The organism is Flavobacterium olei (assembly GCF_039749035.1).
Classification (GTDB): Bacteria; Bacteroidota; Bacteroidia; order Flavobacteriales; family Flavobacteriaceae; genus Flavobacterium; species Flavobacterium olei.
On the sequence record NZ_JBDKWC010000009.1, the window covers coordinates 71,802 to 88,632 of the forward strand.

Consider the following 16,831-nt stretch of genomic DNA (forward strand, 5'->3'; position numbering starts at 1 on the left):
GCAGAGCAGTATTGCCTGTCTACATTATTTTAGATGACAAGACGACCACCTTGGGGGCATATTTTTACATTAGAGCATATTATTGCTATCTTAGCCTTTCGGCAGAAAATAGAAAGCCGCCCTTTCTTAAATCACTATGGGACCGGAAAATTTTATCACACTCTCTCAGCTGAACTACCAGATCCATCAGGCGGTCCAGGACCGTTTCCAGGGGCACACCTATTGGGTAGTGGCCGATGTGACCAGCCATAGTTATAAGGCCGATAAAACGATCCATTATTTTGAACTGGTCGAGAAAGGGGAAAAGAACAGCGCCATAACCGCGAAAATCATGGGAAAGGCATGGGGTGAGGGGGCAGTTCATTTATCTGATTTTGAAAAGAAGACCGGACAGCGTTTTACCAATAACCTTCATGTACTGGTGAAGGTCAGTGTGGATTACCATCCGCTGTACGGGCTCTCTGTAAATGTGCTGGATATAGACGTAAATTTTACGCTGGGTGTTTTGGAACAGCAGCGAAATGCCACCCTTAAAAGACTGGAAGCCGAGAATGATTATATCATAAAGACCCCTGAGGGATATTCCACTCTGAACAGCCGTCTGAAACTCCCGTTGGTGATCCAGCGGGTTGCCGTTATATCAGCGAGCAATTCGGCGGGTAATGAGGATTTCCGTCATACCCTGCAGCACAATGATTTTGGTTATAGCTTCCAGATTGATGCTTATTATACGATAGTGCAGGGAGACAACAATGCAAAACTTTTTCTGGATAAACTCATCGAAGTCTATAACAGTGGTATCCCGTACGATGCCCTGGTCATTACAAGGGGAGGCGGGGCGCAGTCCGATTTTCTGATCTTTGACAATTACAGCATCGGAAGGGCAACAGCCAAATTCCCCATTCCCATTATCACGGGGATCGGACACCAGAAAAATGTAAGCATTACAGATTTAATGGCGCACACCCATACCAAAACACCTACCAAGGCCGCGGAATTTATTATTGCCCACAACCGAAAATTTGAACTGGGACTGCTTTCGCTTCAGCAGCATATCGTAATTAAGTCCCAGAAGCTGTTCTTAAACCAATACAGGGAGCTCGAAGTGCTCAAGAAAAATATTTCCCGCAGTTCAGTGGAATTGCTGACCCGGCACAAAGAACAGCTGTATGGTACCAGGCAAAAACTCGCGGGAAATGTGAAGGACATCCTGCATGAGAACAATCGGCAGCTCGCCTTAACCGGGCAGAGGACCGCGAACCTCTCGCAAAACCTTATGGAACGCCGCAGGAGTGAGATAGTATTTGTGGCCGCAAACCTCAAGCTTTTTACAGCCGGGTACCTTAAAACCGGGAAGCTGAATCTGGAGCATATGCAGAAAAGCATCCGGATGATGTCCCCTCGGAACATCCTTAGAAAAGGATATGCCGTTGTGAGGGCCCAAGGGAAAATTACCAGCAGTACAGAGCAGATAAAAGAAGGAGACCAGATTGAAGTACTCCTTTACGATACCCTACTTAAAACCACCGTTACAAACAAAGAAACCTATGATGGAAGAGACACTGACCTATGAGAAGGCCTGGAATGAGCTTACAGCAATTTCCGGGGAAATAGAAAATGAAACCATTTCAGTAGATGAACTTGCCGCTAAGGTAAAAAGGGCTTCTGAGCTTATTGCGTTCTGCCAGGGCAGGCTTAAGGCCACCGAGACCGAAGTGGGCAAAATTATAGACGGTATGGAGAAGCAGCCGGATCCTGAAAAATGATACTGATCCCGCGGGGAGTTATTCCCAGGGCTTGTACCATTTTTTTTGGGAATCGTTTTTTTTATTGTCGTCATCAAACAGCTCAGTGTTGTCTTCGTTTTTGAAAACAGCATCAGCTTCAGCGCCGGATTGCCACTCATCCTGAAAGGGATCCGGAGCGGTCTTCAGGCTTTCCTGCAGGCTTAAGAGTTCAGCAGGGGAAGAATCCTGATGTCCATCGGATGCGGCCGTGAGAAAACGAAAAGCAAAATCAATGGGTTTTTCTTTTCCCATCTCAAAAAAGTGGACCCTATACTGGTTTTTTTCCCTGTCCACATGCTGTATCTGCCCTTTGTTCCATACCGGGTGCATGACCATATCCCCGACGGAGAAGGCGGTATCTTCTAATGTTTTTGCAGCAGCGCTAGTTTGGGCGTTCTGCAGGATCCCAGCAGAGAGTTTTCCTTTGCGCACATAGAATTCCTCTTTGATTTCAAAAAGGAACCGGGACGGGTATTTGTTGAGTCCTGTTGTGAAATTAAAGCCTTCCGAGTCTGTCATGTAGAACCTTTTCTCGGCCCTTGTCACCGCTACATACATTAATCGTCTTTCTTCCTCGATGGCGCGTTTTCTCCTTTCTTTGATCGAAAGCGCACTTGGAAGCACCCCTTCGGTAAACCCGCACAAAAACACGTATGGGAATTCCAGCCCCTTAGAGATGTGAATGGTCATCAGGCGCACCTTGTCCTGATTTTCGGTATCCTTATCCAGATCGGTATAAAGGGAAACCTCCTGCAGGTATTCGATAATATTCACCGGACCGTTGTTTTCTTTTTCCAGCAGCAGCATGGAGCTTACCAGTTCCTTGATGTTCTCGAGCCTGTCCTCATCGCCATCCTTGCGGTAGAGCTCGGAAAGCCCGCTTTTGTCCAGTATAATCTTTACAAGATCTGATATAGAATTAGTTTCAGCATCTTTTTTTAATTCGGCGACCAGGCTGAGAAAATCTAGCGCACCTTTTTTATGGAGTTCCTTATCTTGTATATTTCTTTCTAATGCCTGAAGCAGCGAGAGGTTTTGTTCCCCGGCCAGAAGGCTCAGCCTTTCGATGAACTTTTTGCCCAGTCCCCTTGTAGGATGGTTGAACAGGCGAAGGAACGAGAAGTTGTCCCCCTGGACAATCAGCCTTAAAAAAGAGAGTACATCCTTGATTTCTTTGCGTTCAAAAAAACGTACCCCGCCAAAAATGATATACGGGATATTGTCCTTGATGAGCGCCTGCTCTATATTTCGGGAGAGATGGTTCGAGCGGTAGAGTATCGTGATATCGGAATAGGACGCATTCTCATCCTTTACTATTCCCTTGATCTCTGTTGCCACCCAAAGCGTTTCCTCAAAATCATTTTTACCGTGGAAATGCACCACTTCAACCCCTTCTGGGTTGTCGGTCACCATATCCTTGTCTACCCTGATCTTGTTGTTTTTGATAATATGGTTGCCGACTTTCAGGATGTTGGGAGTGGAGCGGTAATTCTGGTTCATGATGATGGTCTGGGTATCGGGGAACATCTGGTCGAAGTCGACAAGATATTCAGGTTTAGCCCCACGCCACTCGTAGATAGTCTGATCCGGGTCGCCTACCAGAAAAAGGTTCTGGTGTACGCGCGAGAGCATCTCCACGAGGTGGAACTGGCTGTCGGAGCTGTCCTGCGCCTCATCTACCTGTATGTAATGCAGCATTTGCTGCCATTTGGAAAGCACGTCGGGATTGCTGTCCAGTATAAATGCTGTAAAATGGATGAGGTCATCAAAATCCAGGGCATAGTTGCGTTTTTGTTTGTCGAGGTATTTCTGGTAGACCTGACTGGAAAGCGTGTCTTTTTCATCCGCAATAAAGGTTTTGTTTTCAATCATATAGCCCAGGTAATCCGAGGTGCTTTTCTGTTTGGAGATAAAGCGCAGGACCTGCTTGAAAGTCAGGTTTTTGGAATTGATTTCCAGTTCATTGAAAACATCGCGCAGTATGGTTTTCTGGTCCTCGGCATCCAGTATGATAAAGTTTTTTGGGTAGTGGATCTTGTTTATTTCCTCCCGCAAAAAGCGAACGCAAAAACCGTGATAGGTGGTGATGAAACTCACATCGTAAAGATCGCCGATAAGCGCCTTGACGCGTTTTTTCATTTCCTGGGCGGCCTTGTTGGTAAAGGTCACACACAGGATATTGGAAGAATTGATGCCGAGCCTGTCCACGATATAGGCAAAACGGGAGGTCAGGGCCTTTGTTTTTCCCGAACCGGCACCGGCAATAACACGCACATAGCCCTCAGTGGTTTTAACTGCCTGAAGCTGTTTGGGATTAAGGTTTTCTAAAATCGGATCGGTCATAACAGAATAATATTAAAATAATTAAAGGCAGACTATAAGGCACACCCCTTATACAGCGATAGGGACAGAGCGCTGTGATGCACAAATTTAGGGAATTTATTCCAATGGGAAGGCCTTGAGAGCCTGCAGAATAGAATCTACCAAATGGCATCAGATGTCCCTGAAGGCAACCATTGAGCAAGTTTCAGATTTTATAACCGATCTGGCCGGTATATTTTTGTGTAACAATTAGGAATTAAAAAATATGGATATGCAAACATTAAAAGACAAAGTGCTGCTGGTAACAGGAGCAAACAGAGGAATTGGAAAAGAGCTTGTGACCGCGGCATTGAAAAAAGGTGCAGCGAAAATTTATGCTGCTGGCAGGGATTTAAATACCATGCCCGATTTTGGAAGCGACAGGGTAGTTCCCTTGCAGCTGGACATCACCGATCCCCATCAGATTGCCGCACTGGCTCAGAGGACTAAAGATGTACAAATACTTATAAATAATGCAGGCTCACTAAATGCCGGCACCATCCTGGAAGGGGAAATTTCCGGGTTGGAGCATGATATGGATACTAATTATTACGGGACAGTTCGTATGATCAGGGCCTTTGCTCCAACTTTAGAAAGCAATGCGCCTTCCAATATGATAAATATAATTTCTATTGCTGCATACTCTCCCTTGCCTTCCATCGCGGGTTATGCAGCTTCAAAAGCGGCACTGTTCTCGGCCACATTGTCGGCACGAATAGAATTATTTAAAAAAGGGGTAACCGTTCATATGGTAAATCCCGGCGCAATTGATACCGATATGAATAAGGGAAGTGATTGGGAAATGCCGGCGCCCGACAGCATAGCCAAAATAATACTGGACAGGGTGGAGCAGGGCGACTTAGACATCGTTCCCGACGAAATGGGTATCGGCATGTTTAATGCCTGGAAAGAGGAGCCTTCAAAGCTCGCGGCAATATTCAGCGACATCTACCATAGGGAAAACGATAATTCCGGACTCTAAGATGGATTACAATTTAAGATGACCTCTTTTTCTGTTTTACCTGTACTTGGAGGGATATTTAAGACAGATGATTAGTTTGGTATGATTTTAGATCATCCCTGTTACAGTACCTGCCAATTGACATTTATATACGCACAAAGAGCTGCCTGGCAGCTCTTTTTTTATTTTAAATTTTTTTAATGCTGTTCTCTGGAGGCGAAACCGGATTTAAAAAACAAAGGCATGGAGCAATAATGCGGCTCCCCTGCTGCGGGCCTACGAATAATTTAAAGGGCCGCGTTGGCTGTGGAAGAAACTTCTCCGGGATTTTCTCAAAAGTCGCTTCCTGTGTGTGCTTAAAATAATGCTGTTTTTTTGGAACTCTATCTTTTGCGTTGCGATCTTCTTTGCCCGGTTAATGTCAATTATATATATTTTTGGGAGCTTTTTCCCGCTATCCGCTTCAATCTTCTGCGCCGGACCCCGGTGCAGAAGGATTTCTGCTACTATCGGGGCTAAAACGTTGAATAAGGAGTTTTATTACAACGGATATCATAGCAGAGGTCTGCAAAAACGCATTTCCACAACAACAACGTGCATCAAATCTACTATGCAGTCCAATTGCCTAAAAATGCAAAAGTCCATAATTAGGTTTGCCATTACAATTGTAATGGCAAATATTTGAAATTAAAAAAATACACGATTATTGCATGGCGAAAAGGATAATACAAACCATAAGAATTCCTGTAAGGTGATAAACACCGCTGATTAGACCGTAGGAAATCGGCCTTGGTATGTTGGGATTAATTGCTATATTCATCGTATTGGCAACTAGATAACCAATACCAACAATGATAGCGAACTCGACTGCAGATTGATAACTGTCAATTTTTAGAAGGTGCATTAACAATGCCGTTGCTATTGTGATAAACAAACAACAGACCGCGGGACCAATTATAAAAATTGGTGCGGGCTTTTGTTCGGGATGGTTTTCCTTTCCCAGTGAAATGATATACTGTTTTTTAAAAAGCAGGGTAAACCAAAGGGCACCCAGGAGAAAGTAAGGAATAAATGCTGCGATGACAGACAGCCAGTTAAAGTCAGAGATTGAATGAATCATTTTGTTTAATTTTACTTTGCCATTATTGACTTTGCGAAAATAAAACAGTCATTTGACAGCCTTATGTCAGGGGTGCAAATAAATTTAATGGTATTTGTCAAAAAATTCCTGAAGGGTTAATTTATGGGGGGTGAACTTCCTTTCGAGTACCTCTATTTTTTTGATTCTGTCCAGGCGAAAGTACCTAAACTCCTGCCGGTTGTGACACCAGGCAATCATTAGCCAGTTTTCGGTCGTGCTAAGCAGCGCAAATGGCTCAATGGTACGAACTGTCGCTATATTGGCTTCGTTAACATAAGTAATTTTAGTAAGGGAAAAATTTGTAACTGTGGTCTGTAATAAAGACAGGTTGTTGCTTGTTCTTTCTCTATTGCTATTTTGTTTAAATCGCGTTCTCTGGCTAAGTAAATTCACTTTATCTCTTTCGCTTTGTCGCAGCACGGCTTTAATTTTATCAATCGCCTCTGAATAGTCCTTAATGAAAGAATGGTCTTTATTTTTTAATACCAGTTGCTCAGCCAGAATCAATGCATTGGCCTGGCTCTCGGTAAACATCACAGGTGGAATTTTGTAACCTTCCATCAAGGTGTATCCCTTTCCTTCTTCTGTTAAAATGGGAACGCCTGCTTGTTCCAGTGCTTTAATATCACGATAGATGGTCCGGACACTGATATTGAATTTATCTGCAAGGGCGGGTGCTGTAATAATACGCTGTGTTTGCAATTGTAGTAAAATGGCAGTTAGTCTTGAAAGCCTTTTCGTATCGGTATGCTCCATTATTTGATTTGTATGCTTTTATAGGGAATAAAACTAATTAATTTTGGAAAACTATCTGCCCTAAATCGATAATTCGTCTAGTTAGTTATCACTATTCTGAAAATATAATAAATCAGTGCATATACACTTAACGATATGGGCACGTAAAAAAAAACAATAGTAGGAGATGAAGCCCATTCTAGAACAACTTATCTTTCCGATCCCTCGTCGAAGCAGGAACTCTTCTAAGAACAAAATTTCATTCTAACGCAATAGCGTTAATTTTTTTTTCTTAAAAAAATGAATTAAGATATTTGTGGATAAAAAAGCATATTAATTTCCGATTTGCCTCAATAGTAAAACCTGTTAATTCGAAGAGGTTTTTACTAACTATTATAATTAGTGTTTATTTCTTTCACTGCCTATGACAGTATTCCATCGCTACCAGGCTTGTCACTTTCAAATAAGCATATACCATTTGATACAAAAAGCCAGGGGAATTTATATATTTTCTTTGGTATTTCTAATTGCGCATATAAATAGCACAAAGTTTATTTTTTGCGGTATATAGTTTCAAAGCCCAGGTCCATTTCGCATTCACTATTAAGTACCGCGCCCAGATATTTAGGGTATTCTCTTCCGTTTGCATCAGTATGATACATGAAGAAGTCACCATAATTTGCCTCTTTTAATGCCGAAAATTTCTTTACTTTATATTCCTTAGTCTCAAATGACCCGGGATCTGCCTCCAGTTTATGCCATTCGTCTTCAGAAAAACTAAAAGGAATATTTTTTTTGGTTTTAACTATATACATAGTATCACCATTTATACGCATTAATTTTACCAATACACCTGCTGATATACTGTTTTCTACCCATGTTGATTTATAAATATCGCCTGGTGTAGGGTGCATTAGTAGTTCTTTGTATTCTTTTGCTTTTTCGCTGGTCCTTTTTTTATTTATCGAAGTAATTCCCCATAATATTAAAATCAGGAACGGCATAACAAACCAAATGGACCAAGGATATACCAATTGCCATAAAGTTCTTTTGTGGTTGTGCCTGATATCAGTAATCGCTTGCGCTACCTTTGGGGAGTATCTTTTTTTGGCAAATATGGAGCTATCCGGACTCTTAAGGATATTTCCGCAGTTAGTGCAGAAAACGCCGGTTCGCCTGCCCATTCCAAAAAGCGGTATTCCCATCGCGATATATCTCATGTAGAGCGTTAATTCTATCGTGTCTTTATGATGGCAAACAGGACACACTTCGTCCATAACTGGTTTTGTCTGTAAAGGCTTGGTTATAATTTGATAAATAAAAATTAACATATACGTTATGAGTTTAATTTTGGTAATTAGGTCCTTTAAAGGAAAATGTAATTCTTTACCTCCTATAAATCAACTAATGTTTGGGAGTGAAATATTAGTCTTTGAATTTATTCTTATTGATTAATTCATCTAAAAGTGCTGTAAAAGTATCGGCGCTAAAAACCGAATTGTATGATTTTTTAAACACTGTTTCGTCATCACTATTGATAAGCTGGATTTGATTTGTCAAATCAGTAATACAAAAATGGTGAATTTCTTTAAAGTAAATAACCTGCGAATCAAAAACTAATTTATCCTGAAATAAGAAAATAGTTTTCGTTTTTATATTTAAATAGGCATTGGTATTTATAGCCATAATTTGTTTCATGGCTAAATCTTTAAATTCGACATAAGTAAAAGTCAGGCTTTCACCGTCTTTTAGTTTTTTCAAAAGAATGGGCACATTGACAGAACGGTGTGTGGATCGTATAAGGGCAATTACTTTATAAATATTTGAATATCTTGCCGAAATAGTATGCCACTGAGCTGTGCTGTTTTTTCGAACCGCAATATTGTTGATGTCAAATATACGTTTGCCTGAAGTAAACCAATAAACATCCTGAATCTCCTTAAAATATAAAGTTTCCTTACTGCCTTTATTATCTATAACAATAGCATTTTGGTATAAATTAAAGACAGCTCCTTTTGATAAATAAATGGCTATTGTACATATAATCAGGCTCAGTGCCATAATAAAAACGATGCAGTAATATAAAATACTAACGTTCCCAGAAAAGTTCATTGTACCTTCATTAATAGGTATAATCGCTTTGAAATAAATAAAAAGGCTTATTGCTGTAAATAAAGCAAGTATTACGTATGAAAAATAAAGAAATGCTTGTGAGACTGCGCTATTTAGTATAAACGTACCTAACTCCGGATTTGATTTCATAATCTATAAGTTTTGACATTGATTTAAACTACCATCAAAATCTTTGAAAGTATTATTAGCTAATGGTTTTAAAATAGCAAAAGTAGTTATGGCAGTAGGGAAAAAAGTGGATTTTGTATATAAATACTATCTACTGCTGGATTTGGTGATATCTATTTAGTATCTACAAAGGTAAATTAGGGAAAAAATTCTTTTGAAAAACAGTGGCCTCTCACAACCGAATTCACTTTTGAGTTTGCATTGGTGGATACCCGAAAGGCATATATTTTAAAATCACGTTACTTCCATGTGTATTTAAATAAAAGCAAAAAAAAAAATAACTTGGCCCTTTTATTAAAGAAATAGTACCACTGCTAAAGCTTCCTATTTAAAAGCCAATCACTCTTTAAATGCCGCATTTTTCAATATCTTCGTTCCTGCCCGCAAATGACTTGAGTCCTGCTGCAAAGTATAAGAATTAATTTAACCTGTATCTGTAAAAACCGATGGCAAAAAGCTTCACCTATTACCTCACATTATCTGTTATTAAATTTAAGGGCATAAAAAAAACCTTTTCGCAGAATCCTATTGATTTGTTAAAACTGAGAAAAGAGGACGTTTACTTCCCTAAAAGTATATTTTTTAAAACCAGCAGCACGAGTTTCCTCATCGGTGGTACAAAGGTGACTGAAATAAAGACCAAGGGTGATTCCGATAAATTATTGGTATTCATTCATGGTGGGGCATTTGTGTCGGGACCCTCGCAGCATCACTGGGACAGTGTCGAGAAGATGGCAAAAAATATACAGCAAACCGTATGGATCTGTAATTATCCCAAGGCACCTGAGCATAAAATTTCTGAAATTTCCAGCAATATCGATTTGGTTTACAACCTGACCCTAAGTAAATATGATCCTGCAGATATTTCCTTGATAGGGGATTCAGTAGGCGCCACTTTAATTATTGCTATGGTCCAGCGATTAATAAAAAATGGCATTGGCCTGCCTTCAAAGCTGTTGCTAATATCTCCTGTCATGGATGCCTCGATGGAAAATCCTGATATCGCTGCAATGGACAAAATAGATCCTATGCTTTCTAAAAATGGAGTGTTAAGTGCAAAGAAGATGTGCTGCGATGACGGTAATTTAAAAAATCCTATGATTTCTCCCTTATTCGGCAGCTTTGCGGGGTTTCCAAATACCTATTTATTCCTTGCTGAAAACGATATAACCTACCCAGATCAGTTGTTGTTGTGCAGTGCGCTTAAAGAATTGAAAGTCGAGCATACTGTAATTTTAGGGGAGGGAATGCCCCATATCTGGCCTTTATTGCCTTTGATGCGTGAATCGAAAGCGGCGCTTGATAAAATTATAAATTTATTGAATCAATAATCAAAGACGAACTGAGCTTTGGATAGGGAATGCAGGAATCATAGCTAAATGCCCCTTTTTGAAAAAGAAAGCTGTCGTTATGAGACAACTCTGCTTGAAGGTTATAGAGAGCATACAGGAGTAGTAGCTGGTGAAAAAAAGAAGTCCCTTGAACAGATTGCAGTTTATGAAAAGAAATTATCTGTGGCTAGAAATTTATTAGTTACCGAGAAAATCGATGCTGAAGATTACAATCTTATGAAAATTGAGTACAATGCAATTATTAGTAAATTGGAAAAAGACATTGGAAATGTGGAAGATGATAGAGCCAGTATAGAGCACTTAACAACGACTGGATTGGAAAACCTTTTAAAGCTGGGTGAAGCCTTTGAAAATGGGACTTTAGCTAATTCTCGGGAGATGATTGGTTTAATTTTTCCCGAAAATTTCACATTTCAAGAAAGTAAAATAAAAACCGCTCGAGTGAATGAAATGGTCAACTGTATCTATTTGGTAAACAATAGATTACGGGCAAAAAAAAACGGGACAAAAGATGATATTTTTCTTTTGTCCCGAGTAGTGACAGGAACAGGACAAATTTCAACATCATTTTTAGATGATTTGAAGAAATTGGCGTACTATATGTAATGTCTGTCTTCCATTGGTTTTCTAAATTTGGTTTAGATGTCCTGTTGGGGATTGATAGAAATGCAATAAAAAAAGAACTTAACCTATTAATTCAGTACATTTAGTTTCAAAAATAAAGTATTGAAATTCTTTGATCATTGCGTATATTTCCTGCTAGTTATTTCAAGTTTATAACCTTTGCTGCGTACAACAACAATGTTGATATTTGGGGCAGATTCAAGTTTTTTTCTAAGTTTTGAAATAAACATATCTAAACTGCGGCCAACGATTACACCATCATCTTCCCATATCTCTTTTTGTAAGTGATTCCTTTCTATTATTTTATTTGGAGAAGAAGCGAAAATGAGCAATAACCGGGTTTCTGTTCCAGTTAAGTCTATTATATTCTCATTTATAATAAGCTTTCGGCTATTTGCATCAAACAACACTGATCCTAAAGAATAAACATCAATATTTTGATTATCAGATGTTCCTTTTTTTGACTTAACAGATTTCAGAAGAATTAAACCGATAAATGCTAAAATTAAAAGACTTCCCAAGACATATTTACTGTTTACTGTAATTATTTCTGTTGATTTGAATTTTATGTTAATTATGTAACAGGCTCTGGGCTGTTTTCTCCCTAGGCAGGCTACAATATCATCTTTTTTATTTTTGTATATAACATATCCATATGCAACACTAGAGTTGCCACAATTCAGGACGTTAACGATATAATGACTTGCAAACGAGTCTTTGATTAATAAACGACTTGTAATATTGACCAATGAATCCGGTTGCCAACTAAAATTATTCTCAAACCTAATCTGATATTCATTTTCTGAAATTTTTTTTACAGGGAGTACTCTTGATGTACTGTCGCCTGATTGTAAAAGCAATTCATGTCCGATTTTTCGAAGTAAAATTTCTCTTCTGGCAAAGTTAAAGTCATCACTACCTTCTGTGCGGAAAGCTGCGTAGATTATAGCAGAAAACAAGATAAATATCAATACAAATAGATATGTACGTTTTCCAGAGATCATATTTTGACTAAGATGCATATTGTCAATAATTTATTTACAAAGTTTACATTTTTATTTACAATTTTTATCTCTTAAGCCGAAATATATCAAAGTAATTTTGCTGCATAAATTTTTAAAAGGTAAATATGTTATTAATTAAAGCTGTAAAAAGTATGAAAAAAAATATTTATGTGCTAATCTTATTCTTGGTTGTAGTAAGCGGATTTGTATTTATTAATCGTGAAATGAAAAATGAAATTTCTAAAAAGCCATTAGTCAAAAAACTTTCTGCAGCTGAAAACAAAGCTCTCCAAAAAAAATGGGAGGCTACCCCAGATAGCATAATGTTTAAAAAATGGGAAGCTTCGCCCGCAGGCAATAGAGTTTACGCTAGTGAAGCTATAATAAGAAAGCCTATTAATGATAATGCCAATATGATGGGAGTTGTAACCTCTCTTTCTCTTCCGGCTGGGTCAAGATTAGGTTTTGGAATTATGATAAAGATTAATCATCATGATTATATACTTAGTTTTGGATTGGAAAAGTCTGGCAGCGATGAATTCCAGCAGTTAAAAAACTTAAGAGTTAAAGACACAATAATTATAAAAAGCCATAGTATATCCCACGCGCCAAAGTATGCATATCCAATTATATCTGGCGACTATGTAGAACGAGATAATAAGATAATTTATAAACGTAAACCTCAGAAAGGTGGTTGTTGAGTAAATGATAGTGAACTTTTGCTAGGTTATATCATAGTAGCTGGCAGTAATATTTAATAAACATTAACTAATATTTAAATGACTTTACGAACATTTATAATTTTAATTGGATTTTTATTTCTTAATTCTTGTAAAAAAAATGAAGAGAAAACTGAATGGATTTTTGTAGAAGGTGGAACTTTTGAACAAGGCAAAAACCAAATTGTTGTGAGTCCGAAAGGGGACTCTATAAAAGGATTTACAAGTCCGCATAGGATAGTTGAACTTGATGATTTTTATATTAGTAAATATGAAGTAACGGTTCAACAATTTAAAGAGTTTTGTAAAGAAACAGGTAGAAAAATGCCTGATCCGCCTATTGAAAATGCTCATGGTATTAAAGTTTATTACAAATGGATAGACGAAAATCCGATGCTTGCAACTTGGGAAGAAGCAAATGAATTTGCAAAATGGGTAGGAGGAAGACTTCCTACAGAAGCAGAATGGGAATACGCAGCTAAAGGTGGAATGAAAACAAAAAGATACAAATATAGTGGTAGTAATAATCCAATTGAAGTTGGCTGGGTTAAAGAAAACTCAAACAGCACATTTCATAAAGTAGGACTTCTTAAACCGAATGAACTTGGTATATATGATATGACTGGAAATGTTGGAGAATGGGTTTTTGATTGGTATAACCCCGAAAAGGATAGCTTGGTTAGTAAAAGAAACCCTCAAGGACCTGTAGATGGACAATATAAAATTTCAAAAGGTGTCAGTTGGTTTTACGAAACACAAGATGTAAGTGGAAGACCCTTAGAATATGGAATTCATATGCCAGAAGTGAGATATCAATCGCCAAAAGGTACACGAAATGACGGATTCGGATTTAGAATTGCGAAAGATAAATTAAAATCTGCAGGTCGAAGTAATTTTAATTAATAGTATAATAAAAAAATGGCCAATTGTCTTCAATTGGCGCCATTTGGCTGTGACGGGGACGGGACAAATTTCAACATCTTTTTTGGGCGATTTGAAGAAATTGGCTTACTATATTTAGTGTCTGTCTTTCATTGGCTTTGCTAATTTGGTTTAGTTGTCCTGCTGGGGATTGATGTAAAAAAATTAAAAGCTCAGCTGGTTTATGTAAACTAATATAATAAAATAGAAATTTTAATAGAGGATTGACAAATTGCTATTCCTAATGCAGAATTGTCTTTTTTTTGCCGTATGAATTTCTGTTTCGGTTTAAATTGATATGCTAACGAAAAAAAAATATAAAGGGAAGGCCTTATTTTTGAACCCTTATTTTTTAAATATCATATTTAAATGAAAGCAAATATTTAAAAATTCGCTTTAATTTTTATGTTTTAAAAAGATTGAATCAAGAGTTTTAAGTTTAAATAAATAAAATAGTCTGTGTTTATTTGTTTGAAAACCAGTTTTTTAATTTGTATTCTGTGTCAAATCAATGTTATTTATAACTAAAATGAGGTTTTCCGTAAGAATAAACGCTTTTTTTTGCCTCAAATTTGTAATTGAGGTCTGTGAAATTTTTGATCGCTTTTTTAGAATAGTATCATTAATCTGAATTGTCTAATGTAAATAAGTAGTAATAAATAAGAAGTTTCTCAAAGAATTAAATAATTGAGTGACTGCGGTAAAATAGTTTTTTTTGGAAAAATTTTTAAATATTGTTTTTATTCTTATCACTGTTAAAGTATGTTCTCAAAATGTAATGACAATAGAGAAGGTGAATGAATTATTTTTTTTAAACTCTTATGAATTTAAAATTATAGAAAACAATTTTAGTCAGCAAAATATAGAAGCTGATTTTTATAATTTATCACTATTACCAAAAATCACTTCAAGTATTAATTTTCCGTATCAAAGATCCATAAGCGAAGTGATTCAGTCTGATGGAAGTCAAAGATTTATAGAGAGAAATTTCTTAAATTCAACTATTAATTTTGATATTTCTCAAGTTGTACCGCTTACAGGAGGCACAATAAATTTTTCAAGTTCAATAAATGGTGCTCGGGATTTTAATAATAATGTTTCTAATTTTTCAAGTAACTGGGCAAACATTTCTTATAATCAAACGGTTAATGGATATAATAATTTAAAATGGAATAAAAAATTAAACTTTTTGATAATTAAAAAAGATTCCTTGAATTATCTAAAAGAAAAAATAAAACTGAAGTACGAAATTTCGAAAATTTATGTAGACACCCAATTACAGCAACTAAAAACTGATAAAATCGCTGAAAACATAAAAAAAACCAAGAGTATTTTATTTGAATTAGAAGAGAAATTAAAATTCGGGAGGACTATAAAACTAGAAGTTGAACAAACCAAAATGACTTTAAAGCAACTCAATCGACAGATTGAAATCAGTAAAGGGGAGTATTCAGCTGGATTGCAGTTATTAAAAAGGAAAATTGGAACTGATTTAGATTTTGAGTTACAGCCCGTTACACAGGAAGAATTTGTATTTAATAAAAAGGATTTAAAATCTTCTATTATCAATAATGGATTTGATTTAGATAAGACAATCAAATTATTACAAATAGAATCTAATATAGAAAAAGTTAAAAAAGAAGGGGCTATATCTATTAATCTCCAAATGGGCATGGGATTGAATTCTACATCAGATGAATTGAAATTTCTATATGATACGCCATCGCAAAGTCAATTTTTCTCTATTGGAACTAAAATTCCTATAATAGATTGGGGAGTTTCTAAAAAAAAATATACAATTGCTTGTTTAGAAAAAAGTAAGGCCGAACTTGAATTTTTACAAAACGAGGGCGAAATAGATGAAGATTTAGATAATATGTCAAACTATAAGTCGTCTTTGGTTTTTCAAATACAGTCCTTGAAAGAACAGATTTTGATTTCGAATAATATTGATGAGATGTTTGTAGATTTATTAAAGAATGGGAGGAAGACAATTGCGGAATATAAAAGTCAAATAGCGGAATCTTTTAATATTACTGTCGAACATCAAAAAGCAGTTAATGATTTGTATTTGCTTAAATTGAAAATAAATGAAATTAATTTAATTTTTTAATTATGGTTAAAACTAATAAAAAACTAAGGAATGAAATCAATGATCTGGATTTAGAAATTATAGATCCAATTGAAAGTAAAACAATTCTCGGTGGATATTTGTATGATGAAAATCCAGGTGGTGGATGGTCTGGCGATGGAAGTTCAAGTTCACCACCGAATGGAGGATATTATAACAATGGAGATGGCATCACAATTATAGGTCATGGTTCTGGAGGTTCAAATTCTGGAAGTTATGGTGATTGGGGGTCTTCGGGCTGGGGACAGGATCATAGTTCACAATGGGATTATGGCAATGGACAAAATCAAGGAGGCGGAGGTGGGGATTATTCTTATGTAGATACAACATTACCTAACCTTCCTCAATATCCTCCTGTACAACAATATAAGGGAGCATGTGTTATGACTTCGGCTTCCTTTGTTGCAAGTTTGTTTGGTTCAGTTCAAAGCCCAGAGTTTATGATGAGTGAATATGGTTCAAAAAACAATATGAATCAGATGCAGCATACTTTAGCTCTGTTTAACGGTTTAGGTCACGATCAGCAGGTGGCATTTCTTTTGCAGCAATTTAATATGACTGGGCTTAGTACTGTTACTGAAATGACAGCCGCCATAGACAGGGGACATCCGGTAATGGGTGTTATAATGGTTGGGCAGAATACAGGACATGAAGTAACAATAGTCGGCTATGATTACTCGACAGGAAATTTTACAATTGCAGATACAATCTATGGAGGTTATTCTTATGTAGGATTTAATGCAATAAATACATCAATGCAATCTTGGGAAATAACAGGGGTGAAATGATAAATA

The 16,831-nt window shown here is 37.1% G+C and carries 15 protein-coding genes; 9 read left to right on the plus strand and 6 right to left on the minus strand.

All coding sequences use genetic code 11. The features are described 5' to 3' along the window. Positions 1 to 136 precede the first annotated feature (136 nt). Both xseA and xseB read left to right on the plus strand, forming a co-directional pair. Positions 137 to 1,573 (plus strand): exodeoxyribonuclease VII large subunit, encoded by a 1,437-nt coding sequence (gene xseA / locus ABEB31_RS20670; protein ID WP_347053560.1) that lies wholly within the window; start codon positions 137 to 139, stop codon positions 1,571 to 1,573. After that, positions 1,548 to 1,766 carry an exodeoxyribonuclease VII small subunit gene (gene xseB, locus ABEB31_RS20675; RefSeq protein WP_347053561.1) on the plus strand — a complete coding sequence of 73 codons (219 nt, stop codon included), beginning with the start codon at positions 1,548 to 1,550 and terminating at the stop codon, positions 1,764 to 1,766. The genes xseA and xseB overlap by 26 nt, the downstream gene beginning before the upstream one ends. 18 nt (positions 1,767 to 1,784) lie before the next feature. On the opposite strand, the gene ABEB31_RS20680 is transcribed toward xseB, so the two are convergent. Continuing rightward, positions 1,785 to 4,130, minus strand: coding sequence for an ATP-dependent helicase (locus ABEB31_RS20680; RefSeq protein WP_347053562.1), 2,346 nt, complete (start codon positions 4,128 to 4,130; stop codon positions 1,785 to 1,787). A 250-nt stretch (positions 4,131 to 4,380) separates the two neighbouring features. Between ABEB31_RS20680 and ABEB31_RS20685 the strand changes: the two genes are divergently transcribed. After that, a complete protein-coding gene (locus ABEB31_RS20685; RefSeq protein WP_347053563.1) occupies positions 4,381 to 5,130 on the plus strand; it encodes an SDR family oxidoreductase in 750 nt (249 codons plus the stop codon). Between the two features lie 682 nt (positions 5,131 to 5,812). Here ABEB31_RS20685 and ABEB31_RS20690 read toward each other — a convergent pair. The 4 genes from ABEB31_RS20690 to ABEB31_RS20705 all read right to left on the minus strand — a co-directional run bounded on the left by ABEB31_RS20690 (position 5,813) and on the right by ABEB31_RS20705 (position 9,247). Beyond that, entirely contained in the window at positions 5,813 to 6,229 is a 417-nt protein-coding gene (locus tag ABEB31_RS20690) for a DUF1761 domain-containing protein (RefSeq protein ID WP_347053564.1), read from the minus strand. An 84-nt stretch (positions 6,230 to 6,313) separates the two neighbouring features. Beyond that, entirely contained in the window at positions 6,314 to 7,006 is a 693-nt protein-coding gene (locus tag ABEB31_RS20695) for a helix-turn-helix transcriptional regulator (protein WP_347053565.1), read from the minus strand. 530 nt (positions 7,007 to 7,536) lie between these two features. Beyond that, a complete protein-coding gene (locus tag ABEB31_RS20700) occupies positions 7,537 to 8,316 on the minus strand; it encodes a hypothetical protein (protein WP_347053566.1) in 780 nt (259 codons plus the stop codon). 94 nt (positions 8,317 to 8,410) lie between these two features. Beyond that, entirely contained in the window at positions 8,411 to 9,247 is an 837-nt protein-coding gene (locus tag ABEB31_RS20705; protein ID WP_347053567.1) for a DUF6585 family protein, read from the minus strand. A gap of 485 nt (positions 9,248 to 9,732) precedes the next feature. Here ABEB31_RS20705 and ABEB31_RS20710 point away from each other — a divergent pair, with 485 nt between their 5' ends. Together ABEB31_RS20710 and ABEB31_RS20715 are read left to right on the plus strand one after the other, a co-directional pair. After that, positions 9,733 to 10,617, plus strand: a complete 885-nt coding sequence (locus ABEB31_RS20710; protein WP_347053568.1) for an alpha/beta hydrolase — start codon at positions 9,733 to 9,735, stop codon at positions 10,615 to 10,617. 48 nt (positions 10,618 to 10,665) lie between these two features. Further along, positions 10,666 to 11,244 (plus strand): hypothetical protein, encoded by a 579-nt coding sequence (locus tag ABEB31_RS20715; RefSeq protein WP_347053569.1) that lies wholly within the window; start codon positions 10,666 to 10,668, stop codon positions 11,242 to 11,244. Positions 11,245 to 11,378: 134 nt separating this feature from the next. On the opposite strand, the gene ABEB31_RS20720 is transcribed toward ABEB31_RS20715, so the two are convergent. After that, on the minus strand, positions 11,379 to 12,266 hold the full coding sequence (locus tag ABEB31_RS20720) for a winged helix-turn-helix domain-containing protein (RefSeq protein ID WP_347053570.1): 888 nt from the start codon (positions 12,264 to 12,266) through the stop codon (positions 11,379 to 11,381). A gap of 152 nt (positions 12,267 to 12,418) precedes the next feature. Between ABEB31_RS20720 and ABEB31_RS20725 the strand changes: the two genes are divergently transcribed. From ABEB31_RS20725 to ABEB31_RS20740, 4 genes are all read left to right on the plus strand, one after another. Then, positions 12,419 to 12,967: a hypothetical protein gene (locus ABEB31_RS20725; protein ID WP_347053571.1), complete on the plus strand. Its 549-nt coding sequence runs from the start codon at positions 12,419 to 12,421 to the stop codon at positions 12,965 to 12,967. A gap of 78 nt (positions 12,968 to 13,045) precedes the next feature. Next, complete coding sequence (locus tag ABEB31_RS20730; RefSeq protein WP_347053572.1) at positions 13,046 to 13,888, plus strand: formylglycine-generating enzyme family protein; 843 nt, start codon at positions 13,046 to 13,048, stop codon at positions 13,886 to 13,888. 733 nt (positions 13,889 to 14,621) lie between these two features. Further along, complete coding sequence (locus ABEB31_RS20735) at positions 14,622 to 16,019, plus strand: TolC family protein (RefSeq protein WP_347053573.1); 1,398 nt, start codon at positions 14,622 to 14,624, stop codon at positions 16,017 to 16,019. Between the two features lie 2 nt (positions 16,020 to 16,021). After that, positions 16,022 to 16,825, plus strand: coding sequence for a C39 family peptidase (locus tag ABEB31_RS20740; protein WP_347053574.1), 804 nt, complete (start codon positions 16,022 to 16,024; stop codon positions 16,823 to 16,825). Positions 16,826 to 16,831: the final 6 nt, after the last annotated feature.